This is a genomic window from Rothia sp. HMSC067H10 (assembly GCF_001810635.1).
GTDB lineage: Bacteria > Actinomycetota > Actinomycetes > Actinomycetales > Micrococcaceae > Rothia > Rothia dentocariosa.
The window spans coordinates 203,894-225,395 of the sequence record NZ_KV802317.1; the positions used below are offsets into that span (position 1 = coordinate 203,894).

Consider the following 21,502-nt stretch of genomic DNA (forward strand, 5'->3'; position numbering starts at 1 on the left):
TACCGTATCTGTCCCCCAGGGAGAGAGCACTCCGAGTACCGGGCTGCGGCAAGCTCAGCACATCCGTACTAAACTTAAGACAAGTAACATAGACGTCACTCAGAAAGTTATATCGTGCCCGTCACCTACGAACACCTTACCGAACGTATCCCAAACGTCTCAGCAGAAGAGCTTCTCGCTGGATTTCGTCCCTCAGAACGATTCGGTGAAGTGTCATTCGACAGCTATATTCCCGATCCAAACCAGCCCTCCCAAGCTGAAGCAGTACAAAAACTCAAAACCTTCGGCGATAAAATCAACAAAGGAGGAAATTCCGGCGGGTTCTTCGGCAAACTTTTTGGCGGTAAAAAGAAAGACTCCGCAAAATCCGGGCTCTATTTAGACGGCGGCTTCGGTGTTGGGAAAACCCACCTTCTAGCCTCCCTATGGCACTATGTTGACGGACCCAAAGCCTTCGGTACCTTCGTCGAATACACCAACCTGGTTGGTGCCCTCACCTTCCGCAAAACCGTAGAAGCGCTCAGTGGGTACAAGCTCGTCTGCATTGACGAATTCGAGCTTGACGACCCCGGCGATACTGTCCTCATGTCCCGCTTGATGCGCGAACTCGCAGATGCGGGCGTCAAACTCGTAGCAACCTCCAACACTCTGCCCGGTGCCCTCGGCGAAGGACGCTTTGCCGCCGAAGACTTCAAACGTGAAATCCAAGTACTTGCCGAACAATTCGAAGTACACCGTGTGGATGGTGAAGACTTCCGTCATCGCGGTCTTCCAGCTGCACCGGAACCCATAACTCCCGACGCGTTCGACGCTAAGGTCGAGGAAGTATTCGATGGAAAAACCGTGGGTATCGATACTTTCTCAGAGCTTGTTGAACACCTAGCGAAAGTGCACCCTTCCCGTTACCGCCAGTTTATCGACGGTCTGCAGGGTATCGCTTGGCGCGATGTACACCCGATTACCGAGCAAGCGGTAGCGCTGCGCTTTGTTGTGCTCGCTGACCGTCTTTACGACAAAGACCTGCCGATCGTCTCATCCGGTGTGCCCTTCGACCAGGTCTTCACCCCCGAAATGCTCGCTGGCGGTTACCAGAAGAAGTACTTCCGTGCTGTCTCGCGTCTGACGGCGCTCGCTCGTGAAGGCTTGCTAGGGGAATCAGAGGCTTAGATTTCGGCATTGCGGTATAGCGAAGTGCTGTGCTTGATATTTGCGACCTTGTTTGTGTAGAAGGTCGTCAGGTTTTTGGTGCTGACGCTCGGCCTAAAAAGTGTGGCAAAAGATTTGGCAAACGACGAAAAAACCCGTATAGTATTTATCTGTCAGTGCGACGGGTAAAGCCTGTTGTTGATGCTTGAAAAGCACCTGATAAGCGGTTGTAGCTCAGTTGGTAGAGCACCACCTTGCCAAGGTGGATGTCGCGAGTTCAAGTCTCGTCAACCGCTCGTAGGACTCCTAGAGTTCGAACTCATCTCGCGAGAGATGTATGCGGTGAGGTGGTCGAGTGGTTAGGCAGCGGCCTGCAAAGCCGTGTACGCGGGTTCGAATCCCGTCCTCACCTCGCAACAACACATTGATGTTGTAGGCGCGATTGGCGCAGCGGTAGCGCGCTTCCCTGACACGGAAGAGGTCACTGGTTCGAACCCAGTATCGCGCACAAGTAAAAAGTCCCGGTTCTTAGAGAACCGGGACTTTTATGCTGCTTATAAATCTTCTTTAGTCATCAGAAATTTGAATAGCTTCAAGGCCTAGCTCAGGAGAGTAACGAAGAAGATAATCGACGAGCTTCACCTCGTAGAAACCGGAATCCTGTAGCTCAAAAGGCAAAATTAGCTCACCGGCAAGCATAAAGCTTTTCTGCCACGAGTCAATGCGCTCGTCTTCTAACTCCTCAATGGCAGCATCAAAGCGGAGTTGTCCATTAACCCTGTTCTTTGGAGAATCCGAGTATTGGTAGGGCAGACGTATAGCTGATGCTAATAACTCGAAGGCTAGGGGCTTTGTGGGCTCCTCTGGATCCTTTGCATTGTGCCAGTCAATATCCTGGTTTTTCCGTGTAGCGCTGGGAATCGTACGGTAGCGGTCAATGTAGCCGTCTCCATCGCGTTCAACCACTATCGCAATCACCTCAAGAGAAGCGTCACTATCGCGTACACGTGCCTCACCAATTTGGTCTTCTGAGAGTGTTCCGTTTTTGGTGTTGATGTAATTATTCATCACATCAGCCATCACTGTTTGGGTTTGCGCACCTGGATGTTTCAGTAAGTAGGATTGCGCCCTATGCTCAGCGGTTTCCCGGTTCTTATTGAATTCTTCGCATGCTTCCTGGTATGCATCGTTCCAAGCATCAGGGTACTTTGGAGTATCTTCGTATGCTTTCTGAACAAGCTCGCTCATATCCGCCGGAATGCGCAGAGCTTTGCCGTCAAAATAGGGGAGTAACTGCGCATAACTGCTGAGCAGGATAGCGGGCTCGTAGACCGAACGTGAACCTTTGGGGAACTCGGGGACTTGAGTTTCAGAACCAAAAATTTCAACACCACGAACGTAGCAGATGGGTGAGCGATACTCGGAAGGTCGTTCTGAGTCATCACGCTCATGACGGTGCAGGCGGCCTAGCCTTTGAAGTACTAAATCTACCGGGGCGAAGTCGGTCACCATGACATCAAAGTCGAGGTCGAGAGACTGCTCGATAACCTGTGTTCCCACCACGATTAAACGTTCTGGGCGGCCATCACCTCGGTGAGCGCCTTTACCGAGCTGCGAAACTAAATCAGCTTCTTTCTCCGCACGATGTTTAGAGGTAAAACGGGAATGGGTCAACATTACGTCAGTGCCAAATTTTGTTCGAAGATGCTCGTAAACGTTTTGAGCCCGACCCACCGTATTACAGATAACTGCGGCACAGCCGTGCTCGCTTTCTAAGGGTTCCAGCACTTTATCAAAGTCGGTGAACTCGTCACCTATCTGACGAATGGAGATTGTTACCTGCTCTTCGGGGGCAGTTACCTGCCATTTACGTGGCGTGTAACCATCCTCGGCTGTGAGCGTATAAATAACTGGATAATCTAGGTCGAGAGAAGGCTCGGTAACATTCTCTGAGTCGAAATCATCAAAATCCCATTCAGTAGAATCCTGAATTTCAAGACCTTCCGCGTAACTTTCCATCAAAGAGGTGCGAACATGTGCAGGTAGAGTAGCCGACATGAGAATAACGGGTGCGTTCATCTGACCCAACCAATGGAGTGCCTCCTTGAGATAAACACCCATATAGGCATCATAAGCGTGCACCTCGTCAATGATGACGACTTTAGAACCTAACCCAAGGTGGCGAAGCATCACATGGCGTGACTGTAGAGCCATCATAAGAATCTGGTCGATAGTACACACAACGAAGGTCGAAAGAATGCCGCGTTTCCGACCGCCTATCCAACTGTGACGTGCTACTGAAGTATTAGGGCGTATACTCTGTTTCCCTTCAACGTCGGCTTCTGAATCGAAGATATCAGCTCGTTGTAGGTAGCGGAAGGAATCTTGCTGTTGGTTTTTCGCATGGCCTAAAAACATAGTGTGCGGTTCAGAACCTCCAGCAGGCCCTTGCGCCCATGCTTTGACCCGATCAAAAAGTGCGTTTGATGTCACCTGAGTAGGGGCAGCAAAAGCAAGCCCGCTGCGTCCTGTTTCTTGGGCTAGAATTTCGGCAGCGATGAGTCCAGCCTCAGTTTTACCTTGTCCCATAGGGGCTTCAATGCACATCATGCCGCCGCCCTTCATCGAACGTGCGGCTTCGACAACAACTTCTTGCATAGGTCGCAGAGTGGGATTTTCCCAACTAAACCGTGAACTGTACAGATCGGAAGTATCACTGTTTTCAATATGAGCAGCCCAGGGATGTTCGAGTCCGAGAGCTTCCCAGCCTTGATTTAGGCGCCCATGTTGTGCCTCAACACTAAATGTGCCCATGGGGAAATACTCGGGATTAGACGCGATCCAATCCGCCATAATTACCAGGCCAGTGAGATAAAGCTGTACGGAAACAGGGATTTTGGTTCCTGACATGAGTTTCTTAAGAACCTGATCTGCGCCGGTTTGCTCCAGTGTCATCTCGAAAAGCTCTTGCCATGCTTGATGCCACTTATCGTTAAGCCCCTCAAAAATTGCACAAGCACGTCCGGTTTCTGGAACATATTCTGCAGGCACGCCATGGTGAGCACCAGCAATACTTGCAATTGTTTTGGCAGTCTCTACATCGTCTGTGTAACGTTCAGTAAGCAGCTTGATAATGATGCTCTGGCTATAGGTTGAGTGAGGGCATCGGGTTCCTGCAGGTGGTGTTGTGAGGTGAAGAGGAAAATTAAACTTGTGTTCTTCAATCCTATCTCGAAATACGCGGAGCTCTTCTTTGCCACGTGAATCTAACTGCCCCGCAAACTCTGGTGTCGCTTTGCCCATATCGTGGGTGGCGGCAACCCAACAGGCGAAAGACTTGGCCTCATTCTGTGTGAGGTTGAGTAACTCCATGATGCGCTGTTTAGCACCAGGGGAGAGCCACTTATCCCAAAGCTCAGCAGCTACAGATCCTGCATCCGTCATATGCTGCGGTAGGGAAAGGCCAACACTTGGGCTTTCTTCCGAACCGGTTTTTGCCCAGAGAGATGATGCTTCTGCCGAGGCAAGCTGGCTGGGACGGGTGAAATCTTTGACTATCATTCTGACTCCTGATCAGTTAGACTTATAAGCCATTGTTCCCGCGAGGCGAGAAGCGCGGGATGAGCCTTTTGTACGGTTCCTTCTTAAAATGTTCCCCAGACAAGCAGGAGAAGAGATTGAGTACTTCTGGTAGTACTGAACCAGTCGGAGAGAGGAAGACAGATACCCCACCAAATCCAAAACGGTGGCTGCTTTTGTGGACTCTAGCGACGGTTCAGTTCATTATTTTTCTTGACGCCACCATTGTTAATGTGGCTTTGCCGTCTATCGGCAGAGACTTGCAGATGTCCAGTAATCAGTTGACGTGGGTAGTCAATGGATATCTGCTGGCTGCTGGTAGCTTGCTCCTTCTAGGAGGGAGAATCGGCGACATCGTTGGGCGCAGAAAGACTTTTGTTGTAGGAGCGCTAATGTTCGGAGTTGCCTCCATGGTCGCTGTTGCTTCTACATCCGGTTCTATTTTGTTGGTTGGAAGGGTTCTTCAAGGGGTCGGCGAAGCTTTAGCGGCACCAGCCGCGTTGGGGATTATTGCCTTAACGTTTACTGACCCTAAAGAGCTGCAAAAAGCGTACGGAATTTGGGGAGGACTGTCAGGCCTTGGGGCCGTTGCGGGCGTCTTGCTAGGCGGTGTTATTACAGAATTTATTAGCTGGCGCTGGATTTTTGGCATTAATATTCCTCTAGCGATAATACCCGCGTTGATGATCTTCGTTCTTGTGGATGAATCCAAGATGCGTGGGAAGACTTCAGACGGTCCATTGAGTGCCCTTCTCCTGGCTGGAGGAACTGTGTCTTTGGTTTACGGAATTCTTCAAGTGCCAGTCCTTGGCATCAGCGCTGCATCGACATGGGTTCCACTTAGCGCCGGTTTGATTCTCTTGTTCTTCTTTTTCGCTCTGCAAGCTCGTTCGTCCACCCCGCTATTACCACTTAGCTTCCTCGGCGACCGTGTTAGGGGATCCGGGTATCTTGGTCTTGGACTACTAAACGCGGCTACTAGTGGCATGTTCTTCCTGGTAGCTATTTACATGCAGAATATCTTGGGGTATTCCCCTCTGCAGAATGGCCTGGCCTGGATACCTTACTGCGTATTCTTCCTCGCCGGGATTCAGCTAACTATCTCCCAGATGCCAAAGCAGGGTGCAAAGATAATGATGATAACGGGTCTTTTTATTGCAGCATTAGGCATGGCTTTTCTGGCTGCTCGGCCGTTCGGAATCGGCTTCTGGGAGGGTCTGCTTCCTGGTCTGATTCTGGTCGGAATGGGGGGAGGAATGACTTTCCCGGCGGCGCAAACCACCGCAATGGATGGCCTGTCAATGCAGGACGCAGGGCTCGGGTCAGGGGTTACAACCACGATTGGGCAGATTGGTCAAGTAGTAGGTTTGGCAGTTTTGACGTCCATCGCTTTGGGGACGGATCAAGGAAGTGAGCTGGTCGCCAGCGGAGTAGGAAAGGCGATGTTTGTTTCAGCGGTCATCCTTTCTATCGCAGCCGTAACTGTAGGATTCACCTTGAGAGGAAACCGAGCCGATGTCGGTAAAGTTCCTGCATAAAATTTCCCCAAGTCGCCACGGTTCTGTAGCATTGCTTTTCCCCGCCGCCGGGCGCGGTTCAGTAGCCTACCTTGGTAAAATCGACTTACCGCTCGAATTATCAGTGGTCGTCTTGCCGGGGCGTGAACGAAGAATGGGAGAAACACCGGCTACGAGAATGGATGAGGTTACAGGTCAGATTTGCGACGAAATAGATTCTATTTATCCGGAGCGCGAGGTGATTCTTCAAGGACATAGTCTCGGTGCTTATGTGGGGCACGCTGTTGCAGCTGAGCTAGAGAAACGCGGTCGTAAAGCTGCGGCTTTAGGGGTGGCAGGTGCGGAGGCCCCTATTCAAGCTCCTCCATCGCCCAAACACGATCTTAGCGATGAGATGTTTATCAGCGCAGTTGAAGAACTAGGAGGTACGCCTCCAGAGCTCTTCGCCGATCCAGTTCTGCGTAAGCTTTTTCTTCCGACTTTGCGTGCGGACTTTGCCCTGGCAGAGACGTATTCGCCTGGAGATGCAAAAGTAAGCTGTCCTATTTTCGCGAGTTATGGATTCGACGACATGAACGTAAATCCGCTTAATGTAGAAAAGTGGAAATACTTGACGAGTGCGAACTTTATAAGCCAAGGCTTTGATGGAGATCACTTCTATCAGGACAGTCATATTAACGGCATCCTGCGAATTACCGCGGACTTAGGTGACGTCGCGAAAACCAATTGGATTCTCTGAAGCCATTTCAGAATTTAAGATTGAGGCTTTCTCATCAGGTTTTGTGTGGTTGAGGTGGAGGACGGTGAGTGCGAGTTGGTAGATGGTTGTGTCCGGCATCGGTGCGTGGGCGTGAGGTGGTGTAGCGACGTACTACTCGTTGGGTGTGGATCAGGTTGTAGGTTTTATCACAGTCGCTAAGATTTGGGTCTTTTGCTGGGTTCTAACATATCCACCTGCGCCTTGTACCCCTTATCAGCTAGTACCAATGGGCAATCAGTTGTGGCTTGTAGCACCGGGAGGGGGTGTTGACGAGCTGCTGTAAGATCGTGGGTTGATCCTGGGGTTACCTGTGAAACCCATATCGGGTATCCGGTGGAATCTGTGATGACTTGAACATTACCTCCGAAGGCTTTGTGTTTACTAAGAGTACCATAGGTGACGACGGTTTTTGGATTGCGTTGAGCGATACGATCAGTGTGGATGAGGGTGCCGTCTAGGCAGATAAAAGGTTGTTTTCTGTGGTGAGGTTTTTAAGCACGTGGGCAGGCGTGGGTGATTTTTCTGCTACCACATCCAGTGCTTCGTGGATACACCGGTAACCAGTTGCTGGAGATACTTTCGCATCCCTGGCAATCGTAGTGATATTAGTACCGTCTTTGAGTCAGCGTAGCAGCATGATTGTTTGCTTCCAGCAGCTGGCTGCGCGTTGCCAGGGGCGTTGATCGTTTTTCTTCCGGTGGGCTTTCAGCTAGGCGCTGATGGTGTGAGCGGTGGAAATTGGAGCCTCTAAAGTGGCAGGATAGAAGAGCACGCGGGATGTTTCTATCAGCATGGTTTTCAACCAAAAATCAGCTTTCAGAAAGGACATCCCGCGTGCCCTGTGTTACGACACACCCACCACACCCCAAAAACCACAGGGTATAAAACCACACAAATTATCCTGATGAGAAAACCTCAACGTAGTAGAATTATTTTCAATAGGAGGGATAATGCACGTAGTTTTCTACAGAAACCTAAATCTCGGGCACTCAGGCTCGCCGAACCGCGAGCAGTTGGAGACAGCTTTGCTTGATGCTGGCGCCAAGCGCGTGAGGTCCTTTCAAACAAACGGAACTGTTTTGATAGAAGCAAACAATCCGGCTGACGTCGTTGCGAAAGCTGAAAGGGGAATTCGCGACGCAAGTGGATATGAAGACGCTGCGTTCGTACGGAATTTAGCAGATTTAGAGAAGCTTCTAGCCTTAGGAGTTTTCGAAAAGTATCCTTCCCCCAGGACTTACAGAGAGACTGTAACCTTTTTCAAGGGAGACCGAACTCCTTCCTGGCCGCTTCCATGGACTAACCACAAAGACGACGTAGACGTGCTTTTTGTGGACGACGGAATAGCTTTAAGCCTTATCCGAAAGCCAAGAAATTCTGCCGGCAGCCCTACATACGAGATCGAACGTGAAATTGGCGGCATAGCTACAACTAGGAACCGGGGAACTCTTGAGCGTTTGTTAAAGGCTGCTTCACAATGGGGGTGAGCTTTTTCACCACTTCCGACGCTAGTGGAAACGTCTGACTGCGATATACAAGCGATGCGATCGTGACACAGGCTGTCAAAGACAGCATAACTCGAGATCTCCTTGAGTGGAGAGGCATTCTCCTGCTCATGATGAATAAATCATGGAAAGTAGGACTGAAATTCAATCGTAGCCAACCCAAGTCGCATAGTGCTATGTAAAGACAACTTCTGCGATAGCATAGTTGTGGAGAACTTCTTCGGGAACTCGCAGGCCACGATGTATCAGGGTGAGCGCTTAACCAATGCGGGCGACTCGTGAAGCGTGGACGAGTACTGTTTTTAACACTATGTTTTCCAACTCCAACAAATACTGAGTGACTTGACCCCGATGCGATATCAGCGATCAAGCCTCGAAGCCCTTACAAACCATATCTAAACCAGCGCTGCTTTCATGGGCCAGTTCATTATTGCGGGGACTTAGATTGTTTTGCCGCTTGAACGGACCTTTCCCGGTTTGAAAGTTACAGGCAGAGACTTTAGCCGATGTACTGTAATGGAATTAATCCAAGTAAGCTCGCTGGGATCGACAGATAGTCTCAGATCCTCAAGTCGGTCAAGTGTTTTCCTTAGAGCTACTTTTCCTTCCAGTCGAGCTAGGGGGCACCAATGCAGAAATGGATAGACTTGCCGAAACTCATGTGAGGGTTCGGGCTGCGGGTCGTATCGAGGTGGGCTGGGCAAGTGAATATCTTCTCATCATAGTTGGCGGTGGGGAGTGCGATTGCTACGTGTTCACCTGGAGCAATGTTTGCACCACAGATGGATGTGGCTTCCTTTGCAAACCGGTAGGTAATGGCGGAAACAGGTGAGTCGAACCGAAGAAGTTCTTCCACTAACAAGGAGGTCGATTCCTCATCTTTGTTCGAAATTGCATAGTCCAACTGCTCCTTATTCTGGAGCAGAGCGGACAGTCCATTGGCTAGCAGATTGACGGTAGTTTCATATCCTGCAGACAAGAATAAGAATGCATTTGATCGAGCTTCAAGGTCTGTTAGGCTGCCTTCTTTTACTGCTTGGGCCATTACAGACATCAGATCGTCCTCTGGCTTCTTCATGCGTTGATCCAGCATTTTGCCTGAAAATTCAAAGAACCACTCGCCCGCCTGCTGAATGTCAGATTGATCTTGCCCGTTTCCTACCCCTGTAATCACAGAAGCTTTCGCCTCAAAAACCGACTGGTCTTCTTCAGGCACCCCCAAAATCTTGCTGATTACGGCAATAGGGAGTGGAAGGGCAATTGTCTGAATAAAGTCTGTCTCGCCCGATTCAATAAAGGCATCGATAAGGCCATCAACGAAGTCATTCATCCAAGGACGAAGTTTCTCAACGCTGCCTCGAGTAAAGGACGGATTCAATACTGCCTTCATTCTGCTATGGTCATCCCCGTCTGCAAATAGAATATGTTCAGACAATGGAAAATCTCCTGCAAGAGATAAGTAGGGGCGAATTGCCGGATCCGCTTCGAGGGCGTTTCGAACCAGTTGTTTGCTCGATAGCACCGCTTCCACTGCTTCCTGCCCCACAGCCAACCAGCTCGGCATTCCGTCAGGCAGAACTACCCGGACACAACCATGTGTTATGCCTGTCTTCTTGTAGATTGTGTCTGCCGATGCAAAGTCACCGTCTCCTAGCTGGACTATAGCTTTGTTTTGCATGCTTTCCCTTTCGGTCCTGCTGTTTATTTGCATTCGGAGTTTCTCAAGTGCTGGTTAGGAGAGGGGAGGGCGCAATGAATTTCTTTTAACCTACTTTTATCGGCTACCTGGAAAATTCAACCAGTAGAACACGTCCTCTAGAAAAGGAAAACAATGGACAACAAGTTGAATCCAGATAATACGAAGGCCTCCGCTTGCCGCATTTACGACACACTTATCGGTGGGGTGAATCTGCAAGAGATAGACAAGAAGTACTACGACACACTTCTTGAGATCAGCCCTGGAACCCCTCACCCGCGGGGATGAGCCCAGATGGGTCAGTCTCTAGAATGATGACCTTACATGTTCCCCGCACCCGCGGGGATGAGCCCAGATGGGTCAGTCTCTAGAATGATGACCTTACATGTTCCCCGCACCCGCGGGGATGAGCCCTTTGCAGGCACGGAGGTAAAACCATTGAGTTCATGTTCCCCGCACCCGCGGGGATGAGCCCTGAGAATCAACCACAGTAGCCGCCTGCTCACGATGTTCCCCGCACCCGCGGGGATGAGCTCGTCGAGCCGTGGGTACCGGGGTACCTGAACGCATGTTCCCCGCACCCGCGGGGATGAGCCCTACACCAGCAAGCTCGCGCAATGCTGTTTTTAATGTTCCCCGCACCCGCGGGGATGAGCCCTACACCAGCAAGCTCGCGCAATGCTGTTTTTAATGTTCCCCGCACCCGCGGGGATGAGCCGAACCCTGAAGAAGCAGCTGCCACACTCTCGCTGTTTTCCCCGCACCTGCGGGGATAATTCTTCAACCCTATGAGGAATACTCCCTTAAATCTAGTGATGCATATCATGCTTATTGGAGTTGGTGGGGTATTCCCTTAACTGTATAGTTATATATGTTGTTCGGGCGGGTCCCGAAAAAGCAGTCCGGCCCCATCGTATAGCGGCCTAGTACTCCGCCCTCTCACGGCGGCAACACCGGTTCAAATCCGGTTGGGGTCACACTAGGGAAAAGAGAATTCCCCGGTTCGCCTGAACCGGGGAATTCTCTTTATCTTTATAAATGCCAAGAGGTCAGGATTTTCTAAAAGGCACTTATATAACCTTTTCGGCAAAACCTAACCCGCTCGCCTCATAACGTGAATAACCAGAAACGGGGGAGCAGCCTACTTATTCTCCCCGCCCGCACTCGCAGACCCTGGCGCACTAGCAGGAGCACGGTGCACCATACGCCACGTTCCCTCAAGATAATGAGCCGTCACCTGGCCCGAGACGACACCGCTCGGCACCTTAAAAACCTCAGGAAGCGGCTGCGAACGGTTCGTCGTCTTCGTATACACCGCAGACTCCCGATTAACCTTCATCGTTGTCTTCCAGGTATAAAATCCGTTCTTCTCATCCTTCGTTGGGTGATCTGTATCCAAAGACATCGTCAACGGGTTCTGCACGCCAGTCACCCAGCCAGTCTCTGAAGCGTACATATCCTGCATGAAATCAGCAATAGTTGTGTAATCGCCCGTATGATCAATATTCGTGAAATAGTTACCGTCACCCGTCAAAAGCATATAATTCAAAGTCGCGAGCCAGTAGGTTACAAAGGCATGTAGACCCTCAACCGAATCCTCACGCAATTTCACGGGTTCCACCGGAACAGGCACATGCTGCGCCGGATGCTCCTGCGTGCCGGGCTCAAAGTCACCAGACGATCTGTAGTTCTCCAACTTCAACTCGCCCTTAAAACTAGGACCAGAAGGGGTAGCAGATGCAGAAGCAGCCGAATGTGATGGCGATGTAGCCTTGGCAGATGCGCTAGCACTTGGCGCCGCATCCTTGTTCTGCGACGAGCACGCGGTAAAAGTAGCTATAAAACCGGCACCTACAACAGTGAAAGCGCCACGACGCGACATTGAGCTCATGAGAAACCTTCCCATCAAAAAACGTTTCCGCCTGCGCGAAAAACTTCACAAGAATAGAACGTAAAAATATATACGTTCTCTATAAAATCTACCGATAAAACCCTAGCACACCTAAAATGTGTGGAGATCTCTAAGGTGCCTTAGTGCCACCGGGCGAAGCCTGCGAACCGTCGTCCTTGAGCATACGCCATGCCCCATTCTCATATTGAGTTATTACCGAGACCCTAGACCCAGACTGCATAAGGTCATTAAGGGGGTAAGTCTCCTGAGTCTGCGAATTATAGATTTCAGTACCTTCACCAAACTCAACGGTAGCAATCCACATATACGATGTTTCACTCCGCGGATTCTTCACCGGTTTTGCAGAGTTGAGTGAAATTTTCATGGGATGCTGTTCCCCAAGAACCCACACTACACCGCTGTCGTACAAGGCTTTATAAAAATCAATACTTTCGGTGTAATCGTCAGCCGGATCAGCTTTACGCAACAGAGCACCGTCACCCGTTAAGTAAAGATAATTTTGTGCCTCAACCCAGAATGCAATGAATGAGTACATGCCGTCCACAGACTCTTCATGCATATTTTCTGGTTCCACAGGAGCCGGTACGTTCTCGGCCTTATGCTCGCGGGTGCCCGGTTTGAACTCACCTTTAGAATCGTATTTCTCTAGTTTTACAGGTCCTTGATAGTTCTTTCCGGAACTTTGCAGACCCTCCGATGCTGATGGGGAAGCCCCCGCCGCCGAAGCTGCGCTCTCAGCAGATGCGGTACCGCCGGGCGATGGAGAAGCATCATTACTTGCCGGCTGAACCTTTGGCGCACAGGCAGTAACCGTTGCCGCTGCGAGACCTGTACCGGTCAAATACACAGCTTGGCGACGTGAAACTAGAGTCATGATGCCCTTTCAAATCTGTACTAATTCCATCATAACGTCATCCTGCATGTGAAACATGGAAAATTTCTATTTCTCAAGGATAGATTTATGGGGGTTTAAACTCTCCGTGGGAATAATAATGGTCTGATCTGTATTTAGCCTTTCAAAAGATGAGCATATTGTTTGCGTACTTTCGCTACCTTAGGCCCAACTACTACGGAACAGTACCCCTGATATGGGTTCTTCGCGTAGTAATCCTGGTGGTACGCTTCTGCTTCCCAAAACTCAGTCAGCGGTTTAATCTCGGTGACAACTGGGGCGTCGAAGAATGACTGAGCTCGCTCTTTCGCAGCCTCAAATGCAGCCTTCTGTTCGTCAGAGGAATACAGCAGCACGGAACGGTACTGCGAACCACGGTCGGCACCTTGCTGATCCCAGCTTGTCGCATCGTGTGCGGAGAAGAAAATATCCAAAATCGCGTCTTCACCTATAACCGATTCATCAAAATCAACCCGGACAACCTCGTGATGCCCAGTCGTTCCCGAGCATACAGACCGATAATCAGGGTTTTGGGTGTGCCCGCCCGCATACCCGCATACGCTTGCTTTCACACCCTGGAACTGCCGAAAAACAGCGTCAATACACCAAAAACAACCGCCACCAACAACAAAGCTTTTCATAAGACCTCTCCCACAGATAGATGTACATTTCTTTACAGCGTAGCTGTATCAACTATTATTCCCCGTCCTACCTGAGGTCTGCTACAGGACGTGTAATAGCTCGTCTTTCTGCTGCTAGATGCCACAATAGAATCATGACAACACCTACGCTATCCCACATTGTTGATACTTTTCATGGCCTGTATCCGCCGCACCTTGCCGCTAGCTGGGATTCTTCCGGGCTAGTTTGTGGGCGTTTACAGGCACCCGTCGAACATGTGCATTTTGCGGTTGATGCCATATCAGCAACCGCCCAAGAAGCCGTAAATCTTGGGGCCGGTCTTCTTATTACTCACCACCCGCTTCTTTTGCGTGGTACCAGCTTCATACCCGACTCCGATTACAAAGGCAACGTGCTCCATACCCTCATTGAAGGTGGATGTGGCCTGCTCGGTGCGCACACCAATGCTGATGCCGCCGTCGCCGGTGTCAACGAGGCTCTCTGTGAAGCGCTTAATCTGCAAGGATGCGAACCGCTGACTGATCAGCAGCAACAGGAACTTGCAGGTGAGGAATACTGCGTTGGAACAGGTCGTGTAGGTGTTCTTGCCCGTTCTCTTACATTGCAGGAACTCTCTGAAGAACTAGCTGCTGCTCTTCCTGCAACAGCGGGTGGGCTGCGCGTTGCGGGATCCCCACAAAAACTTATTCGTCGTGTTGCTCTCTGCGGAGGCGCCGGTGACTCGTTATTTGATGCCGTGCGGGCGTCTGAAGCAGATGTCTATATCACCGCAGATTTACGGCATCACCCCGCCAGCGAGTTCCGTGAACAAGAACTTGTGCGAGGTACTGATACTGCGCTTATTGACTGCTCGCATGCTGCAAGTGAATCTTTATGGTTGAACCGTGCCGCAGAACGTCTGCAAGAAACCCTAGCGGACCAGGGATACAGTATTGAAATTTCGGTATCCTCGCTAAATACCGACCCCTGGGATTTTCATGTAGATACCGGACCAATCGCTGGTTCAGCAAGCACACCTCGCTAAAATATTCAGAGCAGCTCGACGGGACTTCTAAAATAAATGTGAGAAAAATTTATATTTTGTAGCATTACTATTTTTTCCTGAATAGTATTTTGGTGATAATGCAACGGTTATCAATAAGATATAAGTATGGCGTGCCCCTTATTGTATTAGGAGCACGCCATACTTTTCTAAAATCCGATTGTTAATGTTTCATATGTGCATAACGATAAATAAACGCCGCCATTGCTTCACGTGAAATAGGCTCATAGGGATGGAAAGAACCATCTGACCACCCGGTCGTAATATCTGTGCTGCGAAGCCAGGTAATCTCTTTATAGAAAGGCTCGTCTGGGCTCAAATCCCAGAAAGGAGAGACAGCAGGTGCCTCGAACTGAGGGCTGCCCGCAAAGCGGTAGAAGAACGCCGCCATAGCATTACGATCTACCAGGTCATGCGGGCGGAAAGTTCCATCAGACCAGCCAGTGGTAAGACCCTGCTGATGGAACCAGACCATTTCCTTGTACCACATATCGTTAGGAGAAACGTCTGTGAAAGGTGACTTTTCGGGAAGGTCAACTTGCGGGGAGCCTGCCAGGCGATAGAAATAAACAGCTATACCCGAACGCTCAATATAATCTTTCGGGTGGTATGTGCTATCGGGGTAACCAATCGTGATTTTACGGTTAAAAAGCCAAGTAATCTCATTATAAAAAGCAGAAGATTCAGGAACGTCAATAAAACGTTTCTGGGGCGAAACGGTCTGCGGAGTTGCGTTACCTTCCACCTGATTTAGGGTCGAGAGATCTTCCTGTGCAATAACGGCAGGCTGCCCCTGAGAATCGGTGGTTTGGGGTTGCTGAGTCTCTGCAAAGACGGGGGTGCTAGGCGCAAGAGTAGCGCCAACTAGGGTAAGCGAGCATATAGTTGTGGGAGCTTTACGAAGTTTAAAAGTGAAAGACATACAATAATCCATCATGGCTAGTGCGATATGACTCCCTACAATGTACCAGGGATGTCATATATGGTAAAGGATCTTCGAAGATATTTATAAAACTGTTATAAACCTTGTGGGAAAATTCTCTGGACACATTCTTAGAAAATGTGCCGGGTATGCAGAATCTATTTCCTCCACACTTCGAAATTAAGAACAACAGTTCTTTCTCAGGGTGTTGATAGCGGGAGAATTCTCGTAGATACCAGAAGAGTACACACTATATTCACACCTGAAAAATCTATTCACGGATAAGAAGGGTCAGTGTTCCTGCTTTCTTGGGTGTCGGTAAGGTACATTCAAGTTCCCAATCGCGGTCAAGCGCCTCCAAGAATTCTGAAATGCCCGCTGTGCCTTCAAAAGGTCGCTCAGCAAGGGTATGAGTGATCACGTAACGCGCTAACTTTCCGCGATAATGCTTTGCCATATGTGAGACAACCTTGCGTGAACCATCTTCTGCAACGCGTTCAACACGAACCGCTAATGTCTGGGCTGACGGCGATACCCACGATTTTGCGTAAGCGCTGGAGCGGCAGTCAAGAATGAGCTGCCCCTGCGCGTATGCGGTCAAAGCATTCCCCAAAACTCCGCGCCAATATGTAGCCAGAGTACCTATAGCGCCAAGCTTGGTTCCCATAGACAGCCGATACGCAGGAATATGATCCTCAAGTTGCACCACACCCCATAAAGCAGATGAAATAAGAACGGACTTCTGAGCCAACTCCCGTTCATCGGGGGAGAAACTGGCGTAATCCAGCGCCTCAAAGAGCACGCCCGTATAGACTTTAGCCGCCGGATGAGCAGGTTCCTCCACTAACCGCGTGTTTCGTTCAATCTCCGCCGTGAGTGAGGCACCCACCCCGAGGATATCTAGAGCGTCTTCCTGAGCGGAAACTCGCATGAGTTCTTCCAACACATCTTCACGTTCGGTTGTGAGCTCTGGAAACGATAACTCGGCAAGATTAACTGGTGCGTGTGTGCGAGGCGCAGGGGTCTTACCCTCAGAAGGAGGCAGAAGAATCAGCATGCTTCTTATTCTACCGGGCAGAAATAGAGCAGCGATAATAACTCCGCTAGAATAGAAGGCTGAAGCAGGGTGCCTGGGCAATCGCGAGATACGTCTTCTGAGGGGTATATCGAGGAAAGTCCGGGCTCCACAGCACAGCATGGTGGATAACATCCACTCGGGGTAACCCGCAGGCTAGTGCCACAGAAAGTAAACCGCCTCATCGAGGTAAGGGTGAAAGGGTGGTGTAAGAGACCACCAGTGTGCGCGGTGACGTGCTCAGCTCGGTAAACCCCATGCGGAGCAAGGCCAAACAGAACACGCCATGACAGGGTAGTGCGCCCGAGCCAGCGGCGCGTGTTCGGGTAGGCTGCTTGATGCTTATGGCAACATAAGTCCTAGATAGATGATTGCCTTAGGTACGTAGCTTTTAGAAGCGGTACTGATGACAGAACCCGGCTTATAGGGCACCCTGCTTCTCATGATGCTCGTATACAATAACGGTGCGCCTAATTCTGTGTATCAAGAGTCAGGCGCACCGGCAGTGTAGATGATTTTATGTTTTTAATGTCCAAACGGGTCAGGATCTACACCGGGCATCCAACTATTACCCTCAACAGTCCAGCCTTCGCGTTTAACAACTTTCTTCATGCGAGAGGTCCATTTTTTATTAAGACGATTCACATATAGTTTTCCATCAAGATGGTCGGTCTCGTGCTGCATACAGCGGGCAAACCAACCGGTTGCCTCAAACCTGAGCGGATTGCCTTCGACATCAAATCCATTGACAGTAACCCACTCAGCACGTTTGAGAGGAAAACCGTAGCCTGGGAACGAAAGACACCCTTCTTCTTCGTCATGGGGGTCGGGCTCTGCTGCGGACACCTTGCCGAGAGTCAGCCTGGGATTAACAATGCACCCGCGGGCAGGAACACCATCTTCATTTTCCATCTGATAGGTAAAAACTCGTAAACCTACACCGATTTGAGGAGCCGCGAGACCCACTCCGTGGGCTGCATCCATAGTTTCATACATATCGGTAACAAGAGCTTTGAACTCATCGTCAAAGGCCGTGACCGGAGCAGCCGGGCGGTGCAAAACGGGATTGCCATAAATAACAACAGGGCGAATAGCCACAGATAAATCCTTCGTTCTCGAAATCACAAGGTAAAGAGTTATTGATAGAGTATATTGGCGTCTACTCAGCGAGTAGGTCAAATCCTATGCTATCGCGTAGAAGCTCATTTGTACCCCCAAAAATAGGCAGTAGCCGTGCCGCGAGGAACGCTTGGGCTGCAGGATGCTCATTAATATAGCCATAGCCGCCGAAAAGCTGCAGACACCGATCGGTAATTGTGCAGGCTTTTTCAGAGGCAAAGACCTTGGCTTTAGCGGCGTCCTCAGCGGTAAGCTCCCCAGCGTTAAAAGCCGCTATAGCGCGTGCCACGTAGAGTTCGGAAAGTTCTGTATTCATGAGAGCATTAGCTAGTTCAAAACGGGTATTCTGAAAATCTGCCACACGAGACCCAAAAACCTTACGTTCTTTTACATACTCTAGTGTGGCGTTGAGAGTAGTCCTGCTGATAACGGCGGACGCAGCGGCAATCGCTAAACGCGCTTGGGGCAGATGCTGTTTGATATAGGTCAAGCCTTGACCGGGCTCACCGATAAGGTTCTCAGCGGGAACACGTACATTCTCGAAGAATAGTTCGGCAGTATCTGAGGCCCGAATACCCATCTTGTCGAGCTGCCGTCCCGGGGTGTAACCTTCAGATTTTTCGACGAAGAAGAGGGAAAATGAATCCTCAGAAGCACGTTCGGAGGAACCATCAGTGCGGGCCAACACGAGAGCTGCATCCCCCGAAATACCGGATCCGATAAACGTCTTCTGCCCGTTGAGAAGGTAAGAGTTCTCATCACGTACTGCGGATGTGCGGCATGCCCGCAGGTCGGATCCTGCACCTGGTTCTGTAAAAGCACATGAAGTTACAAGGTCACCGCTTACCATTTGGGGTAGCCAACGTTCCTTTTGCTCATGTGTACCGTATGCGAGTAAATAGGGGAGCACCAGATCCTGTTGAAGATGCACTGCGAGCGCAAACCCATATCCTCCAACGGTTGCGAGTTCTTGGGTTAGAACTAATTGATACTCGTAATCGGGCAGCTGGGCTCCGCCAAATTCTTCGGGGACCGCAAGTCCTAGTACTCCTGCTTCTCCGGCGGCTTGCCATATTGAGCGAGGCATAATGTGTGCTTGTTCCCATTCGGGGTAGTGAGGGGTTATTTCGTGTGCTACGAATTCACGGACTGCTTCTCGGAACAGTTCATGGTCTTCAGAAAATGTCAGAGTTGATTGCACAGAAAATCCTCTTTCCTCAGGGGAATAAAACATATAAATTCTAGTAGGTAAAGCTATAGGGCCGCTATGGAGATTACCATAACGACCCTAATGACGGGGTGATCGACGGGGGTTGAACCCGCGACCTCCTGGACCACAACCAGGCGCTCTGCCAACTGAGCTACGACCACCATGTACATCATGCGGTTTCCCGCGCGATTGCAACGGATACTACTCTACATGAGTTCGATAACTTGTGACAAATCAATTCAAGGTGATACGCGGCACGCTATATGCGGTTTTTAGAAGTTGTGGTGTTGAATTCTAGAAGGGCGCCATTTCAGATATTTGATCGCTTTGTTTCTCATGCTCAAAACTATTTGTAGGTTCTGAAGATTGGTGAACAGTCTGGTGCGTATCTGTAGATGCTGAAACAGTGTTTTTGGGTTGTGAAAATTCCCGTTGAGGTGAAGATGCTGTTCCTCGTGGTCCAGCTTCTTGAAGGGTGCGGTTTGGGTATTGCTGTGTACTCGATGGTTGTGGGGGAGCGGCATGGCCGTCCTGCGATACATCCTTCTGAATCGGGTTTGTTGCGTCATTCTGAGTGCGGGATTGCGTGCCGCTGTGCTCTACAGTGCGTGAGAATGTGCTGGTGCCGAAGGTAAGGTCAAGACCGATACTGCTGGCATCAACTTCGACGGATGCACCTTGAGAACCATCTTCGCGTTGCCACTGTTGTGTGCGAACGCGCCCGGTGAGGAGTACGGGACTTCCCACTGTGAGGGAGGCAGCAATATTTTGTGCCAGCTTGCGGTAGGCGCAGACAGTGTACCAGCTTGTTTGTCCCTCGCGCCAGGAGTTTGTTGCTGAGTCAAACCAGCGTGGCGTGCTTGCAAATCTAAAATTGACGACTGGAATTCCGGTCGGAAGTGTGCGTAGCTGTGGGGCGGTTGCGGTAAACCCGCGTAGGATAACAGTATCAGCCATGATAGAGCTCCCTGAAATGTTAGGCGGTGTGTTAATCAGATAATGTGCATCCCCTGTCAGAGTGGGGCGCGGTTTTTCTAGTGTGCCTCAATGTAGTGTGATAAAGAGAGCGTTGTATGTGCACCTGTGGATAGCCTATCTGAACGGGACAAGAATTCTGATCCTGTGGATGAACAAGAGAGGCGAACAAGAGAGGCGGGGAACTTCTGATACGTGTCACAATATTGGTAAAGAAAACCCTTTACCTCTGGATTTCTTTCTAGCTCTATAAACCCCTATCCTTGTAGTGCAATACCGGTGAATCCGGTTTTAGCATGAGATTTTTCTCATTCGTAAGCTTTATGAGCGCACTGAATCTAACAGCATATCTATGCCGCAGACGTACTGGAGAACATCGTGACAAAGTCTAAAAGGCCTCCTACGCCGAATCTTCGCGATTTTAAGAAGATTGCCGATGTCGACCCGCGCAAGATTTTGCCTCCAGATATGGATCCTAAGAACAAGCGTTTTCTCTATACTGCTTTGGCTATTCTTGTGATCATCGTGCTGATTATTGCCGTTATCTATATTGGGCGGCATAGCCAAGGCGGGCTGTTGGGCAACCCTAGTGCCTCATCTTCTGCTACAGGGGACGGCGAAGAGCAGAACGTCAAAACTGAGTCTCTGGAAGAGGTCAAGAACCCGCATGATGCGGTTGATCCAGCCACAGCATATGCACCTAACTTATCGACGGCGAAGAAGGAGCTTGCTGCCCTGCCTGTGAAAGAGCGGGCATCAAAAGCCGGATATACACGTGAGCAATTTGGTGCTGCCTGGGACGATGTCGATCATAATGGATGTAATACTCGTGATGATATTTTGCGTCGTGATTTAACAAATATTCGTTTCAAAGCGGGAACTCGTGCTTGCACTGTACAAACCGGAACTCTTGACGATCCTTATACCGGCAGGACAATCGAATTTAAACGAGGTAAGAAGTCTTCAAGTGCCGTTCAGATCGACCATGTGGTGGCGCTTTCGAATGCGTGGCAGACCGGAGCTCAAGATATTGGCGAGGAAAAACGTCGTGAGCTCGCGAACGACCCCGAGAACCTGGTAGCAGCAGATGGTCCGGCAAATATGCAGAAATCTGATGCCGATGCTTCTGATTGGCTTCCTGGCAATACGGCCTACCGATGCACATATGTGGCGCGGCAGGTGCATGTAAAAACAAAGTATCAGCTATGGGTCACTGCCGATGAAAAACGCGCTATGGAGAACGTGCTGAACTCGTGTAAAGACACAAACCCTGTGAAGAAATAAAGGTACATATCTGTTAGCGACGATGCGCAGGTGGTTACGGGGTTATCGGTACAAGCACGAGCGCCGCTCCCTCAATCTGAGGGAACGGCGCTCGTGTGTACGGGTACCCCAGGAGGGAATCGAACCCCCGACCAAGAGATTAGAAGGCTCCTGCTCTATCCTCTGAGCTACTGAGGCATGCATTTCACTGTCTTCGATATCGGTGTGAAATACATTTATAGAGTAC

At 50.1% G+C, this 21,502-nt stretch carries 17 protein-coding genes, 6 tRNA genes, 1 other RNA gene and 1 CRISPR repeat array; of the genes, 11 read left to right on the top strand and 13 right to left on the bottom strand.

Annotated elements, in window-relative coordinates; translation table 11 throughout:
* Positions 1 to 114 precede the first annotated feature (114 nt).
* The 4 genes from zapE to HMPREF2756_RS07950 all read left to right on the top strand — a co-directional run bounded on the left by zapE (position 115) and on the right by HMPREF2756_RS07950 (position 1,654).
* Entirely contained in the window at positions 115 to 1,167 is a 1,053-nt protein-coding gene (gene zapE, locus HMPREF2756_RS07935) for a cell division protein ZapE (protein ID WP_070620080.1), read from the top strand.
* A 202-nt stretch (positions 1,168 to 1,369) separates the two neighbouring features.
* Positions 1,370 to 1,442 (top strand) — tRNA-Gly (locus tag HMPREF2756_RS07940).
* Between the two features lie 45 nt (positions 1,443 to 1,487).
* Positions 1,488 to 1,558: transfer RNA gene (locus HMPREF2756_RS07945), tRNA-Cys, on the top strand.
* 24 nt (positions 1,559 to 1,582) lie between these two features.
* Positions 1,583 to 1,654, top strand: a tRNA-Val gene (locus HMPREF2756_RS07950).
* Between the two features lie 59 nt (positions 1,655 to 1,713).
* Here the strand turns inward: HMPREF2756_RS07950 and HMPREF2756_RS07955 are convergent.
* Positions 1,714 to 4,707 carry a CRISPR-associated helicase/endonuclease Cas3 gene (locus HMPREF2756_RS07955; protein WP_070620083.1) on the bottom strand — a complete coding sequence of 998 codons (2,994 nt, stop codon included), beginning with the start codon at positions 4,705 to 4,707 and terminating at the stop codon, positions 1,714 to 1,716.
* Between the two features lie 59 nt (positions 4,708 to 4,766).
* Here HMPREF2756_RS07955 and HMPREF2756_RS07960 point away from each other — a divergent pair, with 59 nt between their 5' ends.
* Both HMPREF2756_RS07960 and HMPREF2756_RS07965 read left to right on the top strand, forming a co-directional pair.
* Positions 4,767 to 6,263: an MFS transporter gene (locus HMPREF2756_RS07960; RefSeq protein WP_070620087.1), complete on the top strand. Its 1,497-nt coding sequence runs from the start codon at positions 4,767 to 4,769 to the stop codon at positions 6,261 to 6,263.
* Positions 6,241 to 6,981: a thioesterase II family protein gene (locus HMPREF2756_RS07965; RefSeq protein ID WP_070620089.1), complete on the top strand. Its 741-nt coding sequence runs from the start codon at positions 6,241 to 6,243 to the stop codon at positions 6,979 to 6,981. Before HMPREF2756_RS07960 ends, HMPREF2756_RS07965 begins: the two co-directional genes overlap by 23 nt.
* A gap of 176 nt (positions 6,982 to 7,157) precedes the next feature.
* Here the strand turns inward: HMPREF2756_RS07965 and HMPREF2756_RS11620 are convergent, their stop codons facing one another.
* Entirely contained in the window at positions 7,158 to 7,466 is a 309-nt protein-coding gene (locus HMPREF2756_RS11620) for a transposase family protein (protein WP_083301699.1), read from the bottom strand.
* A 486-nt stretch (positions 7,467 to 7,952) separates the two neighbouring features.
* Between HMPREF2756_RS11620 and HMPREF2756_RS07970 the strand changes: the two genes are divergently transcribed.
* Positions 7,953 to 8,489 carry a DUF1697 domain-containing protein gene (locus HMPREF2756_RS07970; RefSeq protein ID WP_070620092.1) on the top strand — a complete coding sequence of 179 codons (537 nt, stop codon included), beginning with the start codon at positions 7,953 to 7,955 and terminating at the stop codon, positions 8,487 to 8,489.
* Positions 8,490 to 9,123: 634 nt separating this feature from the next.
* On the opposite strand, the gene HMPREF2756_RS07975 is transcribed toward HMPREF2756_RS07970, so the two are convergent.
* A complete protein-coding gene (locus HMPREF2756_RS07975; protein WP_141747844.1) occupies positions 9,124 to 10,185 on the bottom strand; it encodes a cytochrome P450 family protein in 1,062 nt (353 codons plus the stop codon).
* Positions 10,186 to 10,466: 281 nt separating this feature from the next.
* A CRISPR array of direct repeats spans positions 10,467 to 10,983; the repeat unit is 29 nt; unit sequence ATGTTCCCCGCACCCGCGGGGATGAGCCC.
* A gap of 124 nt (positions 10,984 to 11,107) precedes the next feature.
* Between HMPREF2756_RS07975 and HMPREF2756_RS07980 the strand changes: the two genes are divergently transcribed.
* Positions 11,108 to 11,180, top strand: a tRNA-Glu gene (locus HMPREF2756_RS07980).
* Positions 11,181 to 11,344: 164 nt separating this feature from the next.
* Here the strand turns inward: HMPREF2756_RS07980 and HMPREF2756_RS07985 are convergent.
* The 3 genes from HMPREF2756_RS07985 to msrA all read right to left on the bottom strand — a co-directional run bounded on the left by HMPREF2756_RS07985 (position 11,345) and on the right by msrA (position 13,648).
* On the bottom strand, positions 11,345 to 12,094 hold the full coding sequence (locus tag HMPREF2756_RS07985) for a DUF6318 family protein (RefSeq protein ID WP_246825894.1): 750 nt from the start codon (positions 12,092 to 12,094) through the stop codon (positions 11,345 to 11,347).
* A gap of 130 nt (positions 12,095 to 12,224) precedes the next feature.
* Positions 12,225 to 12,989: a DUF6318 family protein gene (locus HMPREF2756_RS07990; RefSeq protein WP_070620101.1), complete on the bottom strand. Its 765-nt coding sequence runs from the start codon at positions 12,987 to 12,989 to the stop codon at positions 12,225 to 12,227.
* 134 nt (positions 12,990 to 13,123) lie between these two features.
* Positions 13,124 to 13,648: a peptide-methionine (S)-S-oxide reductase MsrA gene (msrA, locus tag HMPREF2756_RS07995; RefSeq protein WP_070620104.1), complete on the bottom strand. Its 525-nt coding sequence runs from the start codon at positions 13,646 to 13,648 to the stop codon at positions 13,124 to 13,126.
* 134 nt (positions 13,649 to 13,782) lie between these two features.
* On the opposite strand from msrA, the gene HMPREF2756_RS08000 reads away from it, so the two are divergent.
* The gene (locus HMPREF2756_RS08000) at positions 13,783 to 14,673 is read left to right on the top strand and encodes a Nif3-like dinuclear metal center hexameric protein (protein WP_070620107.1); all 891 of its coding nucleotides are present in this window, start codon (positions 13,783 to 13,785) and stop codon (positions 14,671 to 14,673) included.
* A 181-nt stretch (positions 14,674 to 14,854) separates the two neighbouring features.
* On the opposite strand, the gene HMPREF2756_RS08005 is transcribed toward HMPREF2756_RS08000, so the two are convergent.
* On the bottom strand, positions 14,855 to 15,613 hold the full coding sequence (locus tag HMPREF2756_RS08005; RefSeq protein ID WP_238382316.1) for an S-layer homology domain-containing protein: 759 nt from the start codon (positions 15,611 to 15,613) through the stop codon (positions 14,855 to 14,857).
* A 271-nt stretch (positions 15,614 to 15,884) separates the two neighbouring features.
* On the bottom strand, positions 15,885 to 16,670 hold the full coding sequence (locus tag HMPREF2756_RS08010) for a YaaA family protein (RefSeq protein WP_070620110.1): 786 nt from the start codon (positions 16,668 to 16,670) through the stop codon (positions 15,885 to 15,887).
* A gap of 65 nt (positions 16,671 to 16,735) precedes the next feature.
* Here HMPREF2756_RS08010 and rnpB point away from each other — a divergent pair.
* Positions 16,736 to 17,128, top strand: an RNA gene (gene rnpB, locus HMPREF2756_RS08015) — RNase P RNA component class A.
* A gap of 85 nt (positions 17,129 to 17,213) precedes the next feature.
* On the opposite strand, the gene def is transcribed toward rnpB, so the two are convergent.
* The 4 genes from def to HMPREF2756_RS08035 all read right to left on the bottom strand — a co-directional run bounded on the left by def (position 17,214) and on the right by HMPREF2756_RS08035 (position 19,974).
* On the bottom strand, positions 17,214 to 17,786 hold the full coding sequence (def, locus tag HMPREF2756_RS08020) for a peptide deformylase (protein WP_070523667.1): 573 nt from the start codon (positions 17,784 to 17,786) through the stop codon (positions 17,214 to 17,216).
* A gap of 61 nt (positions 17,787 to 17,847) precedes the next feature.
* Positions 17,848 to 19,041 carry an acyl-CoA dehydrogenase family protein gene (locus HMPREF2756_RS08025; protein ID WP_070620113.1) on the bottom strand — a complete coding sequence of 398 codons (1,194 nt, stop codon included), beginning with the start codon at positions 19,039 to 19,041 and terminating at the stop codon, positions 17,848 to 17,850.
* A 64-nt stretch (positions 19,042 to 19,105) separates the two neighbouring features.
* Positions 19,106 to 19,178 (bottom strand) — tRNA-His (locus HMPREF2756_RS08030).
* A gap of 133 nt (positions 19,179 to 19,311) precedes the next feature.
* Positions 19,312 to 19,974 carry a single-stranded DNA-binding protein gene (locus tag HMPREF2756_RS08035; RefSeq protein ID WP_070620116.1) on the bottom strand — a complete coding sequence of 221 codons (663 nt, stop codon included), beginning with the start codon at positions 19,972 to 19,974 and terminating at the stop codon, positions 19,312 to 19,314.
* A 396-nt stretch (positions 19,975 to 20,370) separates the two neighbouring features.
* Here HMPREF2756_RS08035 and HMPREF2756_RS08040 point away from each other — a divergent pair, with 396 nt between their 5' ends.
* Positions 20,371 to 21,276, top strand: coding sequence for an HNH endonuclease family protein (locus HMPREF2756_RS08040; protein WP_070620118.1), 906 nt, complete (start codon positions 20,371 to 20,373; stop codon positions 21,274 to 21,276).
* A 104-nt stretch (positions 21,277 to 21,380) separates the two neighbouring features.
* Here HMPREF2756_RS08040 and HMPREF2756_RS08045 read toward each other — a convergent pair.
* A tRNA-Arg gene (locus tag HMPREF2756_RS08045) sits at positions 21,381 to 21,453 on the bottom strand.
* Positions 21,454 to 21,502: the final 49 nt, after the last annotated feature.

What these genes read in the sequence shown, in the direction of transcription:
- HMPREF2756_RS07955 (WP_070620083.1), bottom strand. Translation starts at nt 4,707, where the DNA reads ATGATAGTCAAAGATTTCACCCGTCCCAGCCAGCTTGCCTCGGCAGAA.
- HMPREF2756_RS07960 (WP_070620087.1), top strand. Translation starts at nt 4,767, where the DNA reads ATGAGCCTTTTGTACGGTTCCTTCTTAAAATGTTCCCCAGACAAGCAG.
- HMPREF2756_RS07965 (WP_070620089.1), top strand. Translation starts at nt 6,241, where the DNA reads ATGTCGGTAAAGTTCCTGCATAAAATTTCCCCAAGTCGCCACGGTTCT.
- HMPREF2756_RS07970 (WP_070620092.1), top strand. Translation starts at nt 7,953, where the DNA reads ATGCACGTAGTTTTCTACAGAAACCTAAATCTCGGGCACTCAGGCTCG.
- HMPREF2756_RS07975 (WP_141747844.1), bottom strand. Translation starts at nt 10,185, where the DNA reads ATGCAAAACAAAGCTATAGTCCAGCTAGGAGACGGTGACTTTGCATCG.
- HMPREF2756_RS07985 (WP_246825894.1), bottom strand. Translation starts at nt 12,094, where the DNA reads ATGAGCTCAATGTCGCGTCGTGGCGCTTTCACTGTTGTAGGTGCCGGT.
- HMPREF2756_RS07990 (WP_070620101.1), bottom strand. Translation starts at nt 12,989, where the DNA reads ATGACTCTAGTTTCACGTCGCCAAGCTGTGTATTTGACCGGTACAGGT.
- msrA (WP_070620104.1), bottom strand. Translation starts at nt 13,648, where the DNA reads ATGAAAAGCTTTGTTGTTGGTGGCGGTTGTTTTTGGTGTATTGACGCT.
- HMPREF2756_RS08000 (WP_070620107.1), top strand. Translation starts at nt 13,783, where the DNA reads ATGACAACACCTACGCTATCCCACATTGTTGATACTTTTCATGGCCTG.
- HMPREF2756_RS08005 (WP_238382316.1), bottom strand. Translation starts at nt 15,613, where the DNA reads ATGTCTTTCACTTTTAAACTTCGTAAAGCTCCCACAACTATATGCTCG.
- HMPREF2756_RS08010 (WP_070620110.1), bottom strand. Translation starts at nt 16,670, where the DNA reads ATGCTGATTCTTCTGCCTCCTTCTGAGGGTAAGACCCCTGCGCCTCGC.
- HMPREF2756_RS08025 (WP_070620113.1), bottom strand. Translation starts at nt 19,041, where the DNA reads ATGTTTTATTCCCCTGAGGAAAGAGGATTTTCTGTGCAATCAACTCTG.
- HMPREF2756_RS08035 (WP_070620116.1), bottom strand. Translation starts at nt 19,974, where the DNA reads ATGGCTGATACTGTTATCCTACGCGGGTTTACCGCAACCGCCCCACAG.